Below are 21,877 nucleotides of genomic sequence, written 5' to 3' on the forward strand. Positions count from 1 at the left end.
TACTACTTTATAATTTATTTGTATGTTGTTGCGTCCAGCCAACATGAAATTCCTACTAGAGCCGCATTCCAGTTAATTGCTATCTCGTTAGAAGCATAAGATTCTGTCTGGTCCAGATACGACTCGTCTGGACTGTTTGAAGGATATATTAGATTCTTTTCAACCTTGTCTTGTTGCGCTGGGTTTGGACCTCCGACAAGTAGTCCTGGAAAAGGAGCATCTATTCCGTCAGAAGCTGAAATACGGTGATGCGGATGCATAGGACTAAGATATCCGAATCCTGTTACATAGCAATATCCTGTCGCATTGCGACCAAGTAAATAGTCCATATTTTCTATAGCGTATTTCTTGTATTTTCCAGGATCAATATATTTGTCGGCATAAAGCATTGCTATTGCAGGAAAACAGCAACTACCTCCAAGACATCCCCAACCAAAATCAAATTTTCTACTTCCAAATGGCGATTGAAAATCAGATTTGTCAACATTGGCTATGATATTGTCACAATATCTTTTTAGCATGTTAAGCGACTTTGTTCGCATTTCGGAGTCATTGCTTGATATCCATGAAAAAAGTCCAAGTTCGCTCACCATGCCCCATGATGAATTCATGAAAAACGATGGCATCATCTTCGCGGCATCTTCCTTATATTGTGACATGCCCGTGAGCCTATATAGTTCTGTTGCTGCCCAGAATATTTCATCATTACTGCGAAAATCTCCATATTCACCAGTAGTTATGCTGGGCTTGAAATTCATGTTAATATTGATTTGCTTATAAAAAGCATTCGGGTTTTTCTTAGCCCACTCATAAGCTTTTATTGCAGCTTCGCGAGCTTTTGATGAAAACTCAGGATAGTCTTTGCTTCCTTGTAATAGTCGTGCAGCTTGAGCCATACACGCGGCAAAGTCCAATGTTCCTGTTACGCTTTTTGCGACAACATATCTTGGTTGATGGCATTTGTCGGGCATGATAAAATTCTCGAAGTGAGGTGTTGTAAGTTTATGATACACACCGCCGTCTGATGGATCCTGCATAGTTAGAAGCCATTTCAGATTAAACATCATTTCGTCAAGAATGTCGGGAGTAGAGTTCTTACTCTCAGGTATGTTTGTATTTAGCTTTGCAAAATAATTTTGATTTTGCTCATATACATCAAGCATCAGCCCTATTGAATATGCTGAGTTTACAGTGTATTTATTGTAATCGCCAGCATCATACCAACCATAAGGTGATGAAATGATTGTTCCTGAAGGTCTGGCAGCTGAGGCAGCTGATGGATGCACTATCACTGTTGTGTCTGGATGACCGCAATGACGAGCATATTTACCCGCATACTTCCTTGATATGTCTATGCCAGAGCGTATTAGATAGAAAGCTTTTAGCGAACTTGTAGCTAAATTGTGAAAGGCCTTTTCTGATATGTTGAATGATGATTGATATTTATCCAACTTAATTGTGTATCTACCTGGAGCCTTTATTTCGCTAAGGTCCACAATATATCTAATTTTACCAGACATGCTTGATTTTGCAGTGCGGACAACTTTTGGTCTGCAAACAACATGACCTTTTTCGTTTTTTACAATAAGCTTGTTCTGCGGATTAATCTGGTCTATAACCACGTATTTCTCTTCTTGTGGTAGATAGCCTACTTGATTAAGCCTGATAGGATTGGCTGATTTGGCAGAAAGTCCCAATGCAGTCATAATTACTATTGATGCTAAAATGATTCTTTTCATGGTATTCAGTATTATTCCATTGAGCATAATTATTTTGCAAATATAAGTAATGTTTCTGATAAAATCAATATATTGTAGCCAATATATATCAACATTTGTTATTGTTTAAATAAACATATTTAATTACACATATTTAATTACACATGCCTTTTAAGCCATTCCATAATAACGTCTACAGCATATTGCTGCTCATCTTCAGATAATTGTCTGCCTTTAGGAATATTGTGCCACTTTTCAAAACATCCTCGGCAACAGCATCCTGTAGCATGTTGTGCAATGAAAGGTGGAAAAATTCCATGACGCATAGGTGTTTGTCTGCCGTCATTAGGTATGTCGGCAGGTGCGAGACGTTTTGATATTATGTCTGCAGTATTTTTACGAATTGTATTCCAATCTCTTTTTGCAATATAGTCCTTGTCTTTGTTGTTAAGATAGAAACTACTGCGAAACTTAGAGTGGGAGAGTCTGTCAAAGATATTGTCGAAATCAAGTTTGCTTTTAACTTCACTGCTGGGACATTCTTTCTGATTATCTATTGGAAATAAATCAAGTTCTTGCGTCTTCATTGTTGTTTATGTATATATAGTAAAACATGAACCGTTAGATCCAATTCCTTTATAATCAGTAAATAATGACATCTGTGAACATAAATCGGATGCATTGTCGTCTGTCAAACTTTCGTTTAGTTCCAAATAAAAGTAATCAGCTTCACGGTCATATTTTAAATCCCAAATAGTATAACCTAAAGCGTTGACTGTTGATGTTATCTGATCTTGCCACATCCATGCATCTTCATATCTCATCTCGCAGACCTAATTCTATTTTAGCATCCTGTTCCGTCAATGCTACATACAGGTCCGTCTGGCATTGGTTCTAATCCAACTTCAGCCGAAGATAAAGTAATAGTTCCATCTTCCTTAACATAGCAAGGAATACCTACATCACCTATCTTTTTGGCTTCATCGAAAGCGGAATTATTGTCTCTAAGATCCAAAAACTCCTTCAGCTTCTTTACATGTGTGCTAATATCAATAACCTCAAATTGATTATTTCCCTTAACCTGCTTCTCAACATATTCACAATATGGACAGGTTTTCATTACATACATTTTAATCATAACTATTCCATTTTGAATTTACCCTCAATTTATTCTTCAATGTTGAAGTTTATAAAATTGGCTCTTAATGCAAAGTTAGTAAAAAAACATCAATTAGCAAGAATGTAGATTGAATTTTTTAAATGGCTCAATGGTTTAACATCGCTGTATTGTATTGAAAATGAAGCATATCGGTTAAATAATGTATTTATAAGCACCAAATGTGTAATTTGAGAGTTTTAAATCGAAATAAGTCTTATTTTTCTCGTCTTTCTCGAATATTTTGACTATATTTACAAGAAATCAATATGTCTATATATTTTGTAGACAAGTATTTAACATTTTAAATTTAAGATTATGAAGGATAAAGGTACTCGAGAAATTAAGAAAAAACCTCAAACAGATAAGATAAAGGTTAAAAGTGATTATCAGATTGAGAAAGATAGAACTGGAGACAGTTTCACCCGAAGTATAACAAAGAAAGCACAATGATAGCAGTAAAAAGAGAAGGTGTTATTCTTGAAACAACCAATTTAGACTTTGAAGATGAAAGTGTTATTAATCCAGCTGTAATTGTTGATGGTGGCGTGATACACATGTTTTACAGAGCAGTAAAGACAGGTAATATTTCGTCAATAGGCTATTGTAGGCTTGAAAATCCATTAAAAGTAGTTTATAGGGCAAGTAAACCTATATTATTTCCAAGTCTTGATAATGAATGCCATGGTATAGAAGATCCTCGAATAGTAAAAATAGATGATACTTTCTATCTGACATATACAGCTTATGATGGCGATAATGTCGTTGGAGCGCTTGCTACTTCAAAAGACTTAAAGCATTTTACGCGTTCTGGGGTAATTACATCTCAGATTTCTTATTCAAAATTTGTTGAATGGCTAAAGAATGATAAGCATCCCCACAACGATAAGTACTTTAGATTATATAATCGACGACAATTTGCCACAAATACGGGTAAGCTTCTTTATATACTGGACAAGGATTTAGTTATGTTTCCAAGTAAAATAAATGGAAAATTCTTCTTTCTTCATCGCATAAGACCTGATATTCAGAGCTTATCTATCAATAAGATTGATGATCTTACTCTTCCATTTTGGAAAGAATACTATTCTAATTTTAGCAAGCATATATTTTTTAAGCCACATTATAATCATGAATCAAGCTATATAGGGGCAGGCTGTCCGCCAATAAAGGTAGATGAAGGCTGGCTTATGATTTATCATAGTGTTTATGATACAACAGAAGGATATGTTTATTCTGCAAGCGTGGCTTTGCTAAATAAATTCAATCCATCTATAGAAATTGCAAGATTGCCATATCCTTTACTAAAGCCAGAAAAAGATTATGAGACTAAAGGTGTCGTTAATCATGTTTGCTTTCCTACTGGTGCGATAATCTGGGACGACAGACTTTATATATATTATGGGGCAGCAGATAAATGCATTGCATGCGCTTCTGTGTCTTTAAAAGAATTAATTGATGAATTACTAAATTATACAAAATGAAACACGTATTATGTATTACAACTTTTCCTCCACGTGTATGCGGGATAGCAACCTTTTCTTACGACTTGATACAAGCTATAAATAAGAAATTTCAAGACGATTATATTGTTGATGTGTGTGCTGTAGAATCAAGCCTTGAACATCATTCATACGACGACAGAGTAAAGTATGTTTTAAATACATCAGATAAGAAAGATTTTGATATAATTTCAAAAAGAATTAATAATGATACCAATGTTGATTTAGTCTGTATTCAGCATGAGTTCGGACTTTATATTGAGAATCAAGATGCTTTTTTGAAATTTGTTAAAGCTATAAAGAAGCCTGTAGTTATTGTTTTTCATACCGTATTGTCTAATCCTAAAGATTTCTCACGAGAGTATTTGTGTAATGTGATAGATGCTTGTCAGGCTGTTATAGTGATGACAAAATCATCATCAGATATTCTGCAAAAAGAGTATCATGTTGAAAACAGTAAAATAAGCATCATTCCACATGGAACTCATTTGGTTTCACAAATTAGTAAAGATGAGCTAAAAGAAAAATATGGATACTCCGGGCGCAAAATACTATCTACATTTGGATTACTAAGTCCTGGTAAAAGCATTGAGACAACTCTTGATGCTTTACCTGCTATCATAAAGGAACATCCATCTGTTTTATTTTTAATTATAGGAGAGACTCATCCTACGTTGGTTAAAAAATATGGAGAAGTTTATCGTGATAGTCTTGAGGCAAAAGTGAAGAAACTTGATTTGTCTAACAATGTAAAGTTTATCAATAAATATCTTGATACAAATATATTGCTTGAATATTTGCAGATGACAGATTTATATTTGTTTACATCTTCTGATCCTAATCAGGCTGTGAGCGGCACTTTTGTTTATGCACTTAGTTGCGGATGCCCAATCATTGCTACGCCAATACCTCACGCATTTGAACTGTTGAGCGATAATACTGGAGTCATTTTTAATTTCAATGATTCATTGCAGTTAGCAAAGTCTACAAATATACTACTGAATGATGATAATCTTCGTGCACAAATGAGTATTTCTGGATTGCAAAAAACTGCATTCACAGCTTGGGAAAATACAGCCATAGCTTATACTTTGCTTTTTGAAAAGATTCTGCAATCTGATAAAAGGTTGACATATTCGCTACCAGAGATTAATCTAGATCATATTCTGAGTATGAGTCAACAGTTAGGAATGATACAATTCTCAAATGGAAACCAACCTGATTTAGAATCTGGATATACTCTTGATGATAATGCAAGAGCACTTATTTCTATCTGTATGGTAGAGGAGGGCGATGAGCATCCCAAATACGGTGAATACATTGAGCGTTATTTAAATTTCATTTCGTTGTGCCAGCAAGAAGACGGAACACTGAAAAACTATGTAGATAAAGATGGTAAGTTTACTGCTCAAAATGAAGATGTGCTACTTGAAGATAGTAATGGACGTGCTATATGGGCTCTTGGATATTTTATTTTACATGGTAACAGCATTCATAAATCATATATTTGGGCAGCAGAAAAAGCGATCAGACTCACATTTCCAAATCTTAGTAGAATAAAATCTCCTAGAAGCATTGCGTTTGCGATTAAAGGATTATACTATTATTATATGAAAAAGCCTTCTCCATATTTATATGATAAGATAGAAATGCTTGCTAACAAATTATCTGACTTGTATATTTCTGCCAAATGTAATGGATGGAAATGGTTTGAACCTTATCTTACATACGAGAATGCTACTTTGCCAGAGAGCATTTTATGTGCATATAATGTGACCCAAAGTCAGAAGTTTAAAGATATTTCTAAAGAGTCGTTTGACTTTTTGTTAGAGAAAATATTTATTGATGGAAAAATCAAAGTTATCTCAAATCATAATTGGCTGAATAAGGGTGAGCAGAACAATAAATATGGCGAGCAGCCTGTTGATGTTGCCGGCACTGTAATTGCTTTAGCTAAATTCTATGATGAATTTCAAGATAAAGAATATATTCAAAAACAAAAGGTAGCTTTCAGTTGGTTTATGGGCAACAATCATCTTCATCAAATCATATATAATCCTGCTACAGGTGGATGTTATGACGGACTTGAAAAGAATAATATAAATTTGAATCAAGGTGCCGAGTCAACCGTATGTTATCTTATGGCCCGACTTTCGCTTATAAAAGAATAAGATAGATAGTTATTTCTTATACAAGAGCCCCAATACATTATTTTGTATTGGGGCTCTTAATATTATATATTACTTATTCTGTTTTATCTTAGCCGATTTATTCTTTTAGTGGCAAACTCAGGAATAAGTTCCACTATTTGCTTAGTTAGTTGTGTCGTTTCAACATCTTCACATATTTATTTAGCGCATTGTCAAGAATCTTTGGAGCTTCGATAAAAGGGAAGTGACCGCAATCAGCTCCTACTAGTAGCATATCAGGGAAATGGACACTTTTATAGAATTTCGGACCAATAGCATAATCTTTTTTGCCATAGAAGAATAGTACAGGTTTATTTACTGTTTTTGTAAGTGGACGGAAATCTCTCCAATATTCATCCATAAATATAACTTTGCTGCCATCACTATTGTGTTTGGAATAGTCTGTAGCCGAGTCTACTATGTCATTATACTTCTTCTGTGGAGTAAAAATCTGCCATCTGTTGTCATTATTCAAAAATGGAAAGACCGCCATCATTCTATCTATTGTTTTGATATTTGGATCGAGTGCTGTTTTATTAGCTTTGTTGCCAATTATTTCGATAGCTTTAGGTAGCCAACTTTCCTGGAAACTTGCATCCATGCATAGAGTGCAATTCATAAAGATCAGCCCATCAATATCATCTTTATGTGCTTCCCAATATGCCATAGTAAGTATTCCCCCGAAAGAATGACCTAACACAAGCCATGAGTGAAATCCTAAAGCTTTTCTTACTTCCTCGAAGTCTTTGATTTGTCGTGAGAGAGTATAATCGCTATCACGTGGACTCTCAGACCGTCCGACTCCTCGTTGATCAAGGTATATCATCTTGAAATGCTTTTCAAGTATATTTCCCCCAAGCTTTTGCATCCATTCTGATCCAGAACCAGGTCCGCCATGTAGATATAGGCAGGGAGTGCCTTCTCCGCGTACTTCAACATATAGTCTTGTCCCGTCAGACATTTTAATCATCTGTTGAGCGGATGATTGTAATGTAGAGAGTAACATCATTATTATTGCTATTTTTCTTAGTACTTTCATATTATTCTTAAATCTCAAATTTGTAATCGATAATATACCGATATAGTAGCAATACATGTTAGCTACTCATTAAATGGCATTATATTCAAAGCACAAAGATAATGTAGTTTATTCATACTTCAAAGTAATTAATTAGATATTTGTTGAATAGATAAGTTGCATTTCAGTTGACACTCGCTACAATTAAAAGATTACCGGTCTTATTTCTTTGAAATCCCAATCGTTTCAGTTATCTTTGCAGAAAAAGATAGTCTTATGATTAAAAATGTAGTTTTTGATTTCGGTGGTGTGCTTGTTCAGTATGACTTTGTGGGTTTCTTCGCTAAGATATTAGGTAGCAGGGAACAAGGAGAATGGTTTATGCAGAATGTTTTGCCACATAGCATTAATAATGATATGGATCTTGAGTTTCATAATTTCCGTTATTATATTGAACAGCAGCAGAGACTCTGGCCTGACTATGCTGAGGCTTTGGATATCTTTGATGAGCATTATATTGATGTCTTTACTTGCGAAACAGAAGGCATTAGAGACTTGATACTAAGTCTTAAAGCTCGTGGTTATAGAATTTTGGGACTATCTAATTGGTCGAGTAGAGTATATGATGTGATTGATAAATTTGATATTTTCAATTTGATTGAAGATAGTCTTATTTCTAAGGATGTGCATCAGCTTAAACCTAATAAGGATATATATGAATCATTTCTCAATAAGTTCCATGTTAAAGCTGACGAATGCGTATTCATAGATGATAAACCAGAAAATATAGAAGGCTGTAAAACTGTTGGAATGAACGGAATCGTTTTTAAGAATAGCAAACAGCTTAAGCAAGAACTTGATAAACTTTTGCAATCTGATAACTAGATTTATAGTTCATAACTAGTTGCGTAATTTAGTTTAATGATTATCAATTAAAACTATCATTTACAGTTCTTTATGTGCTTAGTATATTTTATATAACTTGCCATATTGAGCAATGCGTAGTAGATGAATAAATATAAAAGGAGTAATATGAAAGAGATTAACTACAAGGACATGAAGTTTAATCCGTTTAACCTCATTGGTGGTGAATGGATGTTAGTGACTGCTGGTAACGAACAGTCTGGTTGTAACACAATGACTGCATCTTGGGGGCATCTCGGATGCTTATGGGGACATAATGATCCTACGGCTGTTATTTATCTGCGCCCATCACGTTACACGAAGGAATTTGTTGACAAGGAAGAGTATTTCACACTTTGCGTAATGGACAAGTCCTTCAAGAAACAAATGGCATATTTAGGTAGTATGTCTGGTCGTAATGAGAATAAGATAGAAAAGGCTGGTCTTACCCCAGTATATACAAATGAATCTGTTTACTTCTCAGAGGCTAAACTTGTACTTATCTGCAAGAAAGAATATAAGGCAGAACTTCAGGATAGCGGTTTTATTTATCAAGACACGATAGATGAGTGTTATCCCAAAGGTGACTTCCATACGATGTATGTGGGCAAGATTGAGAAAGTTTTGGTACGTGATGATGAGTATCTAAAATAAATGAGCTATGCCCGATTTACTAATCGTGGCTACCTTCTATATATAAAATTTGCCTTCAATCTTCGCAGACATACACCATGCAGATTGAAGGCAATATTTTAAATCTTGGTTCTATTAGAATTTAACGAGAATACGGAAAACTTTACCTGGATTAGAAGCCCATTCTTTCATAGCATCAAAGGCTCCATCAGGGCCAGTCTCGTTTGATATAAGTTCGTCTACAGGACAATTACCCGCCTTAAGATAATTTATCACTGCACGGAAATCAGCAGGAAGGGCATTTCTTGAACCACGAATATCAAGTTCTTTCTGAACAAACAATTTGGTTTGAAAACTTACTTCTGTTTTGCTATAACCAATGTATGTTACTCTGCCCGTAAAACTAACTTCTTCTACAGCCATAACATATGTAGCCGGACTTCCTACTGCCTCTATAACTACATCCACGCCGAATCCGCCTGTAATACTCTGTATCCGTTCGTGAACATTTTCTGTCATCGAATTAACAGTATATGCCGCTCCTATTCTTTTAGCCAAAGCAAGTTTCTCATCATCTATGTCTACTGCGATCACTGATGCACCTCGCTGAGATGCACGGATAACAGCACCTAGACCGACCATTCCACAGCCTACAACCATAACAAACTCATTGTCAATAACCTGAGCACGAGAAACAGCATGAAATCCAACACTCATCGGTTCGATAAGCGCACATGTGCGACTTGATATTCCTTCGGCTGGTATTATTTTCTGCCATGGCAATACTGCATATTGGCACATTACTCCATTACGCTGTACACCTAATGTCTCGTTATGTTCGCAAGCATTAACACGACCATTTCTACATGATGCGCATTTACCACAATTGGTATATGGATTTAGCGTTACGTTCATTCCTTTTGTGAAACCTTCGGGCACTCCTTCGCCTATTTTTTCTATTACGGCGCCTACCTCATGACCTGGGATAATGGGCAGATTTACCATTGGGTTTCTTCCTAAAAATGTATTCAAATCTGAACCGCAGAAACCTACATACTCTATTTTAACCATTACCTCACCGACACCTAATACAGGTTTGTCGATATCTACTACTCTCATTTCATGAGGGTTTACTATTTGAACTGCTTTCATAATTTATATATTTAAATCTTTAATTTCTTGATATTACGATTTTATTTTGTAACCTTTCCATCCGTAATATGCACAGAAGGCGAAACATATCATCGGCACTATATATGCGATGTAATATATATGTTCGTTGCAGTGCATGATATAGGCTGTAAACTGTGGTAGGCAGGCATTACCGACGATGGCCATGACCAGAAACGCCGAGCCACTTTTGGTCTGATCACCAAGTCCTTTAAGTGCCAACGAAAACTGTGTAGGATACATGATAGACATGAAGAACGATACTCCAAGCATACAATACAGTCCGACCATTCCTCCTGTTGTTACAATAACGCAGCATAATATTATATTGATTATTGCGTATGTAAGCAACATATTTTGAGGGCGGAACTTCACCATCAGTGCGGTGCCAATCCAACGGCCCGCCAAAAACGATAGCATATACAGACCAAAGAATGTTGTAGCTGTTTTCTCATCTATCCCTGCATACGAGCAACAGTAGACTAAGAATAGGCTGTTTACGGCTGTTTGTCCTCCGTTGTAGAAGAACTGAGCTATTACTCCCCAACGAAGATGTGAATGTTTCAATACTTTGAAGTCGATAAGCTTCTCATCTTTTGTTTCTGCTTTGCTCTTCATTTCATCGCCAGTCTTTGGAAGTCGATAGAAAATAAATACCACTGCAACTATGATCAGTAATATCGCGAGCATGAGGTAGGGTAGTTTCATTGCATCCGTTTCTGTTTGGATGTATCCTGCCCACCCGCCAGGATATGTAGACGGAAGTGTTTCTTTTGTATAGTTTGCGCCAGAAAGTACTAACTTGCTAAGAAACATAGCTGCAATGAAAGCTCCAAGTCCATTAAACGACTGAGCTAGATTGAGTCTGCGTTCTGCTGTTTCTGGTCTTCCTAATATTGTAACATAAGGGTTTGCTGCTGTTTCGAGGAAACACATTCCTGTAGCTATAACGAAAAATATACACAGGTATGCCCAATATGCTTTCAATATCGCTGCAGGGAAGAATAGCAAGCCTCCACAAGCAGCAAGTAGCAGACCGAAGATGATACCTGCCTTGTAACTATAACGTTTAAGAAACATAGCTATTGGTATTGGGAATATGAAGTATGCCAGCCAATATGCGCTCTCTGTAAATGAAGCTTGAAAAGGATTCAGTTCACAGGTCTTCATCAACTGTCTTATCATTGTAGGCAATAGGTTGCTGCTTATCGCCCATAAGAAGAAAAGGCAAAAGATTAATGCCAAAGGTATTTTATAAGATTGTTTTTTCATAATAATGTTTATTCAGACATGTTTTTAATATAAGGTATCTCTGGGAAAGAACCGAATCCATAGAACTTACGTGCATTCTCACCAAGGAACAGGCATTTCTCTTGTTCGGTAAAATCAGAAGACTTTGTAATAAAGTCATACGACATACGATAGGTTATCGCTGTAATTGTACGTGGATAATCTGATCCCCACATCAGTTTGTTCATTCCCACAAGATCGGCTGCCTCACGTATAGCTTTTACAGCTCCCTTGAAAGGGTAGAATTCATCGTTAAAGAGCCATGTTATACCGCCTGATTCTATCATGACATTCTCATTGCGGGCAAGCATTATCTGGTCTTTCCATCCACTGCAAGTTACCATTCCGAAATGTCCCAAAGCTATTTTCAGATTTGGACACTCTTCAATCACTTCTTTTATTTCTGGTATCTGGGTAGTGCCTTCCTCTAATACCAAGGAGAGAATGATGCCGTTGTCGTCCATATAATGGAACATCTGCATCATTTCTTCACAGTTAAGTTTTACGCGCCCATCGGGTGTCTGCAATCTATGACCGGGGATGGCTATAGCTTTAAATCCCTTTGAAACTAATTGTTTAGCTTCTTCAAGGTAACCTCCTCTGTGATAATCACATAACCCACATACAAAGAATCTATCACCGAAGCGTGATGCTACATCAGCAAGATAATCATTCTGACATCCGTCTATGAATTCTTGAGTAACCACAGCTGCCTCAACCTGAGCATAATCCATGTTAGAGAGAAATACTTCAGCGCTGTTTTTCCCGTCTATCATAAACGGTGGCAACATCTGGCGCATCTCGCCCATAAACATAGACCTTCCGTTGTTGCATGTCTTTATCTGTTTTCCATTCACCATTGTGTCTTGTTTAAGCCACAGGTGAGAATGTGCGTCTATAATATGATAATACATGTCTCTTATGTATTAGACCAACTCACACGTTGCTGATCACCTATAATATCTCTTACCTCTTTTACTAAGTCCCAATCTATTGGCTCATTTATTGAGTCAATGTTTTTCTTCACATTCTCTGGGTTAGTCGTGCTGAATAGTGTTGTAGCTATTCTGTCATTACTTACAGAGAACTGCATGGCGAGTTTTTCAATTGGGAAATTCTTCGTCTTACAATATTCAGCAGCTCTGGTGCAAGCCTCAATCAATGATTTTGGTGCAGGATGCCAATCTGGTACTCCTCTTTCTGTGAGCAATCCCATAGACAGAGGTGAAGCATTAACGATTCCAACTCCTTTCTGTTCGAAATAATCAAGGAAATCAGCAAGTTTATCATCGCACAGACAGTAATGGCAAAAGTTAAGTACTGATTCTACTGTACCCTCTGGCACACGGTCAATGACCCATTTCAAGTTTTCAAGTTGCAGGTCTGTTATGCCGACGTGCTTTACAACGCCTTCTTCTTTCAACTTAACAAGAGCAGGCAAAGTCTCGTCTACCACCTGATGAAGATCTGCAAATTCAATATCGTGTACATTGATAATATCCAGATAATCCACATTTAGACGTTCCATACTTTCATATACACTGGCGGTGACCTTCTTTGCAGAATAATCCCACGTGTTTTTATCGTTTTCGCCGTATCTTCCAACCTTTGTTGAAAGATAATATTTGTCTCTCTTAATATCTTTAAGAGCCTTCCCAAGCACCGTTTCGGCCTTGTAATATCCATAATATGGAGATACATCAATAAAGTTAATACCCGATTCTATCGCAGTAAAGACAGCTTCGATGCCCTGTTTTTCTTTAAGGTCATGGAATACGCCACCCAAAGAAGAGGCACCAAAACCAAGAGAAGATACTTTCATACCGGTTTTACCGATTTCATGATATTGCATAATTGTTTATTATTTAGTTATTACGTCGCAAAGATAAAGATAAATAAATCACCTACAATTCTAATGATAAGCAAAACGTAACGTAATGGATTACGTTAAAACTAGTTTCTTATACTTTTTAATTTATTTATTTTTGTACATTTGTGCACTTAAACGATTTACTACAGATGGAAAGCAAGAAATATATCTCCATGAAGGATATGGCAAAAAAGCTAGGTGTGTCTATACCTACAATATCCAGGGCGTTGAAAAACAGTCCTGAGATAAGCGACGAGCTATGTGAAAAAGTGAAAAGACTAGCTAAAGATATGAATTATCGTCCCAATCCTTTTGCAATGAGTCTGCGCAAAAACGCTCCACGTACAATAGGTTTGATAGTGCCTGATATTGTTACTCATTTTTTTTCTTCTATAGTTAAAGGTATTGAAGAGACGGCTGTGGCTAATGGATATTTTGTTATTATAACCACAAGTAGCGAAAATAGTGAACATGAGAAACGCAACATCGAGAATCTTGTTAATATGAGGGTAGAGGGCATCATCGCATGTCTATCACAAGACACAACAGATTATTCGCATTTTCTTGCACTCAAAGATATTAATATGCCGGTAGTTCTGTTCGATCGCACCTGTATGCCGGATAAGTTTTCTACGGTAATAGCTGACGGAGAAAAATCTGCTCAAATGGCTACGCAGCACTTTATAGACAATGGCAGTCACCGCATTGCTTTTATCGGTGGTCCTAATCATCTTGATATAGTAAGAAGGAGAAAACATGGTTATCTGGAAGCATTGCGTGCCAACAAAATACCTATAGAAAAAGAATTAGTGGTATGCAGAAAAATAGATTATCAGGAAGGTAAAATAGCTACACAACAATTATTGTCATTACCCAATCCCCCCGATGCAATACTTGCGATGAATGATACTCTTGCCTTTGCAGCAATTGATGTTATCAAGAGTCATCATCTCAATATTCCCAATGATGTCGCTATCATCGGATACACTGATGAGGAGCATGCCAATTATGTGGAACCTAAATTGTCGGCTGTATGCCATCAAACGTACCAAATGGGACAGTCAGCTTGTGAACTGCTATTATCGCAGATAAAAGGTGATACCAAAGTAAGGCAAATTATAGTACCTACACAACTGCAAATAAGGGAAAGTAGTAAAAAAACACACAATTTATGAATAAAACTCGTTATTATTATCTTGATGCCTTGCGCGTCTTTCTTTCATGTATAGTATTCTACCATCATGCTGCTATCGCTTTTGGAGCTTCTGGTGGTTGGTATAATAAAGCTGTTGTTACAACTACAGGTTTAACACAAGCATTGCTTTCTGCATCAATGGGGATAGACCAATCCTACTTTATGAGCCTTTTCTTCTTCATTTCCGCACTACTGATTCCTTCATCTTTTCATAGGAAAGGAACTAAAGTATTCCTTATTGATAGACTTAATCGACTAGGTATTCCACTGGCAATATATTTTTTCATTCTCAACCCATTACTAAATTATTGGATATATGGTTGTTGGGGAAGTTTCGGTCTAGGTCCAATGTGGTTTGTCTTTACATTACTATTATTTGAATCATTATATGTAGTTTGTCAAAAGTTACCCAATGTGTCATTTCGTCATTGCAGTAAACCATCTACGCTAGGAATAATATTTTTCATGTTTATAAGTGGGGCTGTAGCATTTCTTGTAAGACTTATCGTTCCTACAGGGAATACTGTTTTTGGATTGCAACTGGGCTATTTCCCACTATATATAGGGATGTATGCACTCGGTATAGTTGCCCAACACAACAAATGGATGGATAATATAAATATCAAAGACTCAAAACCATGGTTTCTTTTAGCTATATTAATTGGAATCCCAGCAATGCTCATAACGATGGGCAGTTGTAGTAATAAAATGGAAAACTTCTCTGGAGGATGGAATATGCAGGCCGTTTTCTATGCATTTTGGGAACCTATAATGTGTGTTGGTATATCTTATTTTTTATTGACATTGAGTAAGAAAATTTTCAATAGACCCAATCGTATTATACAAAAACTATCTGATAATAGTTTTGCATTCTATTTTATACATCCATATGTTGTTGTAGGATTCACATTTTTAGTAGGATTATTTGTAATTTCCCCAATCACAGGTCTTGCCATAGTATGTATTTTGGGTATACCCGTATGCTTCATTATAGCAATGATTATAAAGTATTGCTTTAGATTTATAGGGATAAAACTATAATAATATACCCGTTGGCGGAATTAAATTTTCAAATAATAAGGTTGAACTCCAGAATAGTGGATTTATCTATCAAGACACGAGAGATGAAAGTTATCCAAAACGTGACTTCCATACTATGTATGTAGGTAAGATTGAGAAAGTTTTGGTACGTGATGATGAGTATCTAAAATAGTCAATAGATCATTGGTTAAATGAACAAAAGAGTAGGGAAGTTTACATTTGTAAACTTCCCCTTTTATTATGTTAGTATTTATGCCGTTTTTAGAAAATGTTCTCTAATGGCATCACTTATTTTATTCAATAATTGTAGCCACAACGTGTCTGCTTCCTCCATGATTACGGAATTCACATAAATAAATACCTTGCCATGTACCAAGATTCAATTTGCCGTTTGTGATGGGAATATTGATGCTAGCTCCTGTAATAATGCTTTTTGCATGAGCCGGCATGTCATCTGCTCCTTCGAGTGTATGTTCGTAGTAGCTTTGATTTTCAGGTATAAGATGATTATAAATACTTTCCATATCACCACGCACAGAGCTATCCCAGTTTTCGCAAATAGACAGAGCACAACTTGTGTGCTGAATAAATAAATTAAGCAGTCCTATTCTTGGTAATTGTGGAATATGTTCCATAATCTCATCTGTGATAAGATGAAATCCTCTGCGTCGAGCCCTTAATGAAAACTCTATTTGTTGTGCCATTGTTATTGTCTAGTTTTTACTGATAAAGCAAAAGTAAAAAGAAAAATCGATAAAACATATCTATTAATCAAAAAATGTAAGTCATGCCGATTATAATGGAGAAATTTACACAATTTTCCAAATCTAAATGTTTCAGACAGTGGTAATCGGAATCGTAAAATAATAGTATGCATTATTTTTACTTTCGAACATAGTGCCGACATGATGATAATTATGTTTTTATTTTTTTTAATATGTATTTTACTATCATAACATCAAATAACTTGCAGAAATAATCTGCAATACAAAATATTTCACTAACTTTGTCCTCGGTGATTATAGCGGTTATTGTTTGTTATATTGATTCTTAACACATTAAATTTACAACAATTTTTGCAAATCACTAAATTTTTAAACATTTATAATTAGTCAAACTTACGTGAATTACGCAATAAACCTGAATAAGCAAATATAATTGTAATAAAAAGATGGGAAAAAATAGAAGTAAACAAAAAAAAGAAAAGAAATCAAAGAGTTACTTGATAAAGATGCCTGTTTATACCACTACATCAATTGATAATTTAGAAGGATTTTTCGGAGGAATATCTTTTATAGATTTAGTTAATTTCCTTAAAAGAAAGCTTGATAATTTTCAGCCAATTACTAGCCCTAATAGGAACCAAACTTCAATAACAGTTGTCAATACAATTGAACCTATCGATGTGAATATAGGTGCTGTCCCATGTCTTTTATTGAAAGTTTCTTACTATAAAACAAATGTATATGATGGATACTTTGAAAGCAACGAAAAAATTAAATTCAGTCAAAACTCCAAAATAGGAAGCGATTCGAATTATATACTTTTTTACCCTCGAATAGTTGGAACAGAAAATCAAACTTGTTTTTATCTAATGGTTGCATATGAAGACCCTGGTAAATTAAATAATGAAGTGGCTAAACTTGGAAAACTAATATCAAATAAGGTATTTGATAGGCCTGTTAAGAATATTAAGATATCAGAAATTCTACAAGAACTAAAAGAAATTGGTACAATTCCAGAACTTGAGATTCGTTTCTCTAGTTTAGAGAATATGGACGATGATATTGATATTAAGTATCGTGAATATCTTCAAAAAAGTGAGTTAACTAAGTCACGTAAGCAAAACTTTAGGAATATCCCTGCTGATACAGCGGAGGAATTGGTTATGGATTCGGGTGCAAATGATCCTTATCAGAAGAAAACTTCATTTTATAAGATAGGTAAGAAAGAATTCCGTATTACTAAAAAGATTATAAACGATACAAGCGCTGAAATTAATGAATTTGGTGAAAAAATTTTTAATGCAGAGTCTGCAATTACGGAACAGGAACTTAAAAATAAAGTTTATAATATAGATTTTATGACAGAAAAAATGAACAATGTAATATCTAATTTTTTAGAATCAGATGAATGATAAGATAGATATCATTAAGATATTGCTTCAGGACTCTAATACAGCATTCCTAGCAATCTCAAGTGTAATGGCTTCTGTTGTTACATTATTATATTCTATTGCTTTTAGTAAACATGATGAACTAATAGTTATCTGTGGTATTATTAAACACGGCAATAAAGACCCCCTTGTTAAGGCAAAGAAGAAATCTACTATAAATCACATAAAGAGGGTAAAAAAGGCACTTAAACAAAGTTTTCTAATATTCGTTGTTTCCTTAATCAACTGTGTGCTTAGTTGGATTGCATTGGGTTGTCGTGATTCTCCATTTAAGGTGTTACTTCTAGTAGTAATATCAATTACAGCAATTCTAATTATTTATTTGGTCATAAAGCTTATTTGCAAGTTGGTTCGTTTATATTATACTGAACTAAAAACTTAAAAAGTTTGAATGACAAATACAAGGGGTATATTCATCTTTCTAAGGTTTATTTTAAACGCAAAGCTTAGGGTCGATCGGTTTTTATATTCACATAATCTGTTCCTTAATCACGAAAACCGCATCTTCGAGCACTAATGATACCTTAAATTGTCGGTTCTGTTGTAACCTCTCGCAGATAACGCAGATTTCGTAGAGGAATGCAGTAAGGCTGCATTATTTCGCAGAGAAAGACAGTTAGTGTAGTTTGGGGCTTGTCTGCGTAATCAGCGAGATCTGCGAGAGAATAATCATATGAGTCAATCTATCTACAAAGAACCCACAACGTCTCCCGCAGATCTCGCTAATTCTCGCAGATAATCACACTTTAATATGCAATCATCTACGAAATAAGTTAAGCCTCATAAAGTTTACTTAATTAGCTTCTTGTTTTAATCAAATAATTTCTTTAGTTCATCATGGCCGTTATCAATTTGTTTGATACAGTCATCTTTATCTTTTTCTGGCATGTTAGAATTACCAATTAATTGCTTTATTTTGTTTATAGGCTCAAGCAATTCCTGTTTATATTTATTGTCTTCTTGTGCTGAATCAATACGTATAATGGCATCAGATAATTTATATATATTAGGTAATATATTAATAAAATCTAGGACTTTGGCTAATTCATTAAATTCATTTAGTTTTGATAGCTCGTCTAAAAGAAATGGTAGATTAAATGCTCTTTTTTCTCTTAGATGTATATAATAATGGCGAATGCTTTTAATTATATTATTGTTTTCGTATGAATTTAGTATCTGTTCCACAGAATCACTTTCTTTTTTTAAATCATTATATTCTAAGGGAATAGACTCGTATATATTTTTTTCCCAAAGAGATTTCTCTCCTGCATTTTCTGGAACATATATTTTCTTCCATCCTTCATAAATTATTAAATTTATTCTAATAAGATTCCAACGCTTTTCTATATTTGATTCTGATTTAATATATCCTCGGATAGCTGTACCTAGGTCTAGGTAAATATAGGGTAATAGTATTCCTAATTTACATTTATCTAGTATCTCTTTTATTTTAGTAAGTCCGTTATCTCCTAATGAAGATAACAACTCCTTAGGTAAATTCTCTGGCATATTGTATACTCTCATATTTTTATCTAGAATTGTAGAAAACGTTTGTAATGAGTCACCTATTTTGGGGTATAAATCATTTTTGAACTTTCTAAATATAATATCATCTTTTTCCGTAGCGAAAGATCCTGTTTTTACGTCTTTATTAAGAACTGCTATAAGTATAGTTGATGGGAGTAATAATAATTTATTCAAAGGTTGTACAATAGATAAAAAATGACATAATCTTTTTGCCTCAGCTTCTTCACTAATATCAACCAAGTATTTATATAATTTATTTATATCAAAATCATAATGGACACTAATATCTCGCTTTTCTTTATCTTTATCATAATAAATATTTTTATATGTGTTAACATGATCATTAATACAATTTATTGTTTCATTTAAATCATCGTTATTATCTGATGACAGCAAATATTCAGAAACCTTATTCCACATTCCATTTGATGACGTAAATGTAGCTTTAAAAAATTCAGAAATGATAAATACAATATATTTAAGGTTGATTCTCTTCTCTATCACTTTTTCCGAATGTAAATCTGCACGAAAAGCAATTCCTACCTCTATTATAGCATATAACACAGAAGCATGAAGTTCTAGTATATTCTTATAATTGTTAAAGCTATCTTGGTCTATTCTTCCTTCTGATAGCATATTATTTAGTGCCGCTAATGAATTAATGCGTTCTTGTAACAAAGGGAACATTTCTTGAACCGAATTTCCTAATACATCACACAAATGAGAAAGCGACTCTTTTGATATTGGCTTATCCATAATATTTATTTTTTGGTTAATACTATTTTAATTGTTCTATTCTTAATTTTAAAGTCCTTATTAATTGAATATAGAGAACTGTCTTTTAATTATATCGTTTCATCTTATGTCGACTTAACTTGTCATGGTGCAAATATAATACAACCGGAACACAATTCAAAATAAAAAGTGTTTTCATTTTTAGATTTATTTAATATTTTGTATATTCCTTGCATATTTTTAAATAAGCAAACTAAATTGAACGTAAATTATTAGAAGAAGAAATTAGAGTTATTAATAATGTGGTGGATAAAAAGATTAAAAATGTAATGGATAATTTTTTAATCAAAGTTGAAAGTCTTGACAGGCGAATATCTAATCTTGAAAAAGAGAGTCAGACTATTTATCAAGCGCTGAATTTTTATGTTGCTGAGATTAAGGCAAATTCTGCAAATAATGTATAAAGAAAAATATATCAGCGCCATCTGCGAGAGAATATGCCGTTCACATGTAAAGAAAAGAATATCTGCGGGAACAACATAATCCCAGCGGGAATATCTGCGGGAGACAAATGCCATTTATGCATGTAAAGAAGAAAATTTGTGGGAGAATGCATATGGTTTTGCAGATACTGCAAATATATACAGAAAAGAAAATATGCGAGGAGCAACCTTTGTCTATTATTTTGAACATCATATATAATCTGTACTTAAATAACAGTGATTCGTGTGTTATTAAATTTAAAATGAGATTGTAGGTTCTTTTTATTGGTCTTTGATTTGTAAATTTGTAATTCACTTTTTAAATATTATTTTTATTATTATCATTATTATGTCAGTAACATTCTCTTCTTTTACCCAGACCTGTATTCGTGACCTTCGGCAAGAGGGTCGTTTTTCAACCGCCCATTTGTATGACATTTCACTGCGCTCTTTCTGTAAATGTCTCGGTCACGATGTTATCCGTTTCAGTGAGATCAACCGTAATTCCCTTCATGTTTTTAAAATGTATCTCATTCAGCGGAATTATTCCCCCAATACTCAGTCCACTTATATGCGCATGCTCCGTGCCCTATATAACAAAGCTGTGTATGCAGGGCTTACCAAACATGTTTATAATCTGTTTCACGATGTTTATACGGGCATTGACAAAAGCCATAAGAAGGCGATGTCGCCCGTTGACCTGAATAAACTCTTTTTTGGCAAGGTAAGCAGTCCAGCCCTTATCCGTGCCCAGCAGATAGCCAGGCTGATGTATTGTCTCTGTGGTATTCCCTTCGTTGATTTTCAGCATGTCGGCGCTGACTCTGTCAAGGACGGATCTCTGAACTACAGCCGCCGTAAGACAGGAGTCTGTGTCAGCATTCCTGTCAATAAAGAAACAGTTGCTCTTATAGAGAAAGCGGCAGTATGCCCTTCAGACATGAATACCGAGGAGGGCTACCGCCATTACCAGTCATTGCTTCGCAAGTTCAACGCCAGTCTTTCGCGTCTTGCCAGTAAGCTTGGTATCAAGGCTCATGTGTCCTCTTACACCATCCGCCATTCCTGGGCTACCACGGCTCTGTACTGTCATGTTCCTGTGGAGGTGATCAGTTCTGCTCTCGGTCATGCCGACATCAAGACCACACAGATATATCTCAAGGGCTTCAATGCCAAAGAGATCGGGCTTGCCAACAGAAAGGTATGCAGGTGCGTGGAAAATAAATGAAGTGTTGAATTGTCTTTTTGACAGGCGATTACGCCCATAACACA

22 protein-coding genes and 1 pseudogene are annotated in these 21,877 nt (G+C 35.0%); 12 read left to right on the forward strand and 11 right to left on the reverse strand.

What is annotated here, in order from left to right:
- Positions 1–14: 14 nt before the first annotated feature.
- The 4 genes from prwr041_RS11445 to prwr041_RS11460 form a co-directional block, all read right to left on the reverse strand.
- Positions 15–1,739: a glycoside hydrolase family 9 protein gene (locus prwr041_RS11445; protein WP_237072233.1), complete on the reverse strand. Its 1,725-nt coding sequence runs from the start codon at positions 1,737–1,739 to the stop codon at positions 15–17.
- A gap of 137 nt (positions 1,740–1,876) precedes the next feature.
- Positions 1,877–2,305 carry a DUF4186 domain-containing protein gene (locus tag prwr041_RS11450; protein WP_207153898.1) on the reverse strand — a complete coding sequence of 143 codons (429 nt, stop codon included), beginning with the start codon at positions 2,303–2,305 and terminating at the stop codon, positions 1,877–1,879.
- Between the two features lie 6 nt (positions 2,306–2,311).
- Positions 2,312–2,542, reverse strand: coding sequence for a hypothetical protein (locus tag prwr041_RS11455; RefSeq protein ID WP_207153899.1), 231 nt, complete (start codon positions 2,540–2,542; stop codon positions 2,312–2,314).
- Positions 2,543–2,562: 20 nt separating this feature from the next.
- The gene (locus prwr041_RS11460) at positions 2,563–2,856 is read right to left on the reverse strand and encodes a glutaredoxin (RefSeq protein WP_207153900.1); all 294 of its coding nucleotides are present in this window, start codon (positions 2,854–2,856) and stop codon (positions 2,563–2,565) included.
- 336 nt (positions 2,857–3,192) lie between these two features.
- Between prwr041_RS11460 and prwr041_RS13725 the strand changes: the two genes are divergently transcribed.
- The 3 genes from prwr041_RS13725 to prwr041_RS11470 are packed head-to-tail and all read left to right on the forward strand — an operon-like array spanning position 3,193 to position 6,547.
- On the forward strand, positions 3,193–3,327 hold the full coding sequence (locus prwr041_RS13725) for a hypothetical protein (protein ID WP_262897001.1): 135 nt from the start codon (positions 3,193–3,195) through the stop codon (positions 3,325–3,327).
- On the forward strand, positions 3,324–4,358 hold the full coding sequence (locus prwr041_RS11465; RefSeq protein WP_207153901.1) for a glycoside hydrolase family 130 protein: 1,035 nt from the start codon (positions 3,324–3,326) through the stop codon (positions 4,356–4,358). Before prwr041_RS13725 ends, prwr041_RS11465 begins: the two co-directional genes overlap by 4 nt.
- Positions 4,355–6,547: a glycosyltransferase gene (locus prwr041_RS11470; RefSeq protein WP_207153902.1), complete on the forward strand. Its 2,193-nt coding sequence runs from the start codon at positions 4,355–4,357 to the stop codon at positions 6,545–6,547. The genes prwr041_RS11465 and prwr041_RS11470 overlap by 4 nt, the downstream gene beginning before the upstream one ends.
- A 145-nt stretch (positions 6,548–6,692) precedes the next feature.
- On the opposite strand, the gene prwr041_RS11475 is transcribed toward prwr041_RS11470, so the two are convergent.
- The gene (locus prwr041_RS11475) at positions 6,693–7,604 is read right to left on the reverse strand and encodes an alpha/beta fold hydrolase (RefSeq protein WP_207153903.1); all 912 of its coding nucleotides are present in this window, start codon (positions 7,602–7,604) and stop codon (positions 6,693–6,695) included.
- A gap of 255 nt (positions 7,605–7,859) precedes the next feature.
- Here prwr041_RS11475 and prwr041_RS11480 point away from each other — a divergent pair, with 255 nt between their 5' ends.
- Together prwr041_RS11480 and prwr041_RS11485 are read left to right on the forward strand one after the other, a co-directional pair.
- Positions 7,860–8,468, forward strand: a complete 609-nt coding sequence (locus prwr041_RS11480) for an HAD family hydrolase (protein WP_207153904.1) — start codon at positions 7,860–7,862, stop codon at positions 8,466–8,468.
- A gap of 147 nt (positions 8,469–8,615) precedes the next feature.
- Positions 8,616–9,140, forward strand: a complete 525-nt coding sequence (locus prwr041_RS11485) for a flavin reductase family protein (RefSeq protein ID WP_207153905.1) — start codon at positions 8,616–8,618, stop codon at positions 9,138–9,140.
- A gap of 114 nt (positions 9,141–9,254) precedes the next feature.
- Here prwr041_RS11485 and prwr041_RS11490 read toward each other — a convergent pair whose 3' ends face one another.
- Genes prwr041_RS11490 through prwr041_RS11505 form a run of 4 tightly spaced genes read right to left on the reverse strand, consistent with a single transcriptional unit; the run spans position 9,255 to position 13,431 of the window.
- Positions 9,255–10,271, reverse strand: coding sequence for a zinc-binding alcohol dehydrogenase family protein (locus prwr041_RS11490; RefSeq protein ID WP_207153906.1), 1,017 nt, complete (start codon positions 10,269–10,271; stop codon positions 9,255–9,257).
- A gap of 33 nt (positions 10,272–10,304) precedes the next feature.
- Positions 10,305–11,561, reverse strand: coding sequence for an L-fucose:H+ symporter permease (gene fucP, locus prwr041_RS11495; RefSeq protein ID WP_207153907.1), 1,257 nt, complete (start codon positions 11,559–11,561; stop codon positions 10,305–10,307).
- Between the two features lie 8 nt (positions 11,562–11,569).
- A complete protein-coding gene (locus prwr041_RS11500) occupies positions 11,570–12,493 on the reverse strand; it encodes an amidohydrolase family protein (RefSeq protein ID WP_207153908.1) in 924 nt (307 codons plus the stop codon).
- A 5-nt stretch (positions 12,494–12,498) separates the two neighbouring features.
- Complete coding sequence (locus prwr041_RS11505; RefSeq protein ID WP_207153909.1) at positions 12,499–13,431, reverse strand: aldo/keto reductase; 933 nt, start codon at positions 13,429–13,431, stop codon at positions 12,499–12,501.
- A 167-nt stretch (positions 13,432–13,598) separates the two neighbouring features.
- Here prwr041_RS11505 and prwr041_RS11510 point away from each other — a divergent pair, with 167 nt between their 5' ends.
- From prwr041_RS11510 to prwr041_RS13680, 3 genes and pseudogenes are all read left to right on the forward strand, one after another.
- The gene (locus prwr041_RS11510; protein WP_207153910.1) at positions 13,599–14,624 is read left to right on the forward strand and encodes a LacI family DNA-binding transcriptional regulator; all 1,026 of its coding nucleotides are present in this window, start codon (positions 13,599–13,601) and stop codon (positions 14,622–14,624) included.
- Positions 14,621–15,685 (forward strand): acyltransferase family protein, encoded by a 1,065-nt coding sequence (locus tag prwr041_RS11515; protein ID WP_207153911.1) that lies wholly within the window; start codon positions 14,621–14,623, stop codon positions 15,683–15,685. The genes prwr041_RS11510 and prwr041_RS11515 overlap by 4 nt, the downstream gene beginning before the upstream one ends.
- A gap of 43 nt (positions 15,686–15,728) precedes the next feature.
- Positions 15,729–15,857 (forward strand): annotated as a pseudogene (locus tag prwr041_RS13680) (flavin reductase family protein); the annotation flags it as partial.
- Between the two features lie 121 nt (positions 15,858–15,978).
- Here prwr041_RS13680 and prwr041_RS11520 read toward each other — a convergent pair.
- A complete protein-coding gene (locus prwr041_RS11520) occupies positions 15,979–16,389 on the reverse strand; it encodes a secondary thiamine-phosphate synthase enzyme YjbQ (protein ID WP_207153912.1) in 411 nt (136 codons plus the stop codon).
- A gap of 467 nt (positions 16,390–16,856) precedes the next feature.
- On the opposite strand from prwr041_RS11520, the gene prwr041_RS11525 reads away from it, so the two are divergent.
- Together prwr041_RS11525 and prwr041_RS11530 are read left to right on the forward strand one after the other, a co-directional pair.
- On the forward strand, positions 16,857–17,822 hold the full coding sequence (locus prwr041_RS11525) for a hypothetical protein (protein ID WP_207153913.1): 966 nt from the start codon (positions 16,857–16,859) through the stop codon (positions 17,820–17,822).
- Positions 17,815–18,243 (forward strand): hypothetical protein, encoded by a 429-nt coding sequence (locus prwr041_RS11530; protein ID WP_207153914.1) that lies wholly within the window; start codon positions 17,815–17,817, stop codon positions 18,241–18,243. Before prwr041_RS11525 ends, prwr041_RS11530 begins: the two co-directional genes overlap by 8 nt.
- Positions 18,244–18,671: 428 nt before the next feature.
- Here prwr041_RS11530 and prwr041_RS11535 read toward each other — a convergent pair whose 3' ends face one another.
- Positions 18,672–20,144 (reverse strand): hypothetical protein, encoded by a 1,473-nt coding sequence (locus prwr041_RS11535; protein ID WP_207153915.1) that lies wholly within the window; start codon positions 20,142–20,144, stop codon positions 18,672–18,674.
- 308 nt (positions 20,145–20,452) lie between these two features.
- Here prwr041_RS11535 and prwr041_RS13730 point away from each other — a divergent pair, with 308 nt between their 5' ends.
- Positions 20,453–20,587 (forward strand): hypothetical protein, encoded by a 135-nt coding sequence (locus prwr041_RS13730; RefSeq protein ID WP_262897002.1) that lies wholly within the window; start codon positions 20,453–20,455, stop codon positions 20,585–20,587.
- 367 nt (positions 20,588–20,954) lie between these two features.
- On the forward strand, positions 20,955–21,833 hold the full coding sequence (locus tag prwr041_RS11540) for a tyrosine-type recombinase/integrase (protein ID WP_207153916.1): 879 nt from the start codon (positions 20,955–20,957) through the stop codon (positions 21,831–21,833).
- The last annotated feature ends 44 nt before the right edge of the window (positions 21,834–21,877 follow it).

This window comes from Prevotella herbatica (genome assembly GCF_017347605.1).
Taxonomy (GTDB): domain Bacteria; phylum Bacteroidota; class Bacteroidia; order Bacteroidales; family Bacteroidaceae; genus Prevotella; species Prevotella herbatica.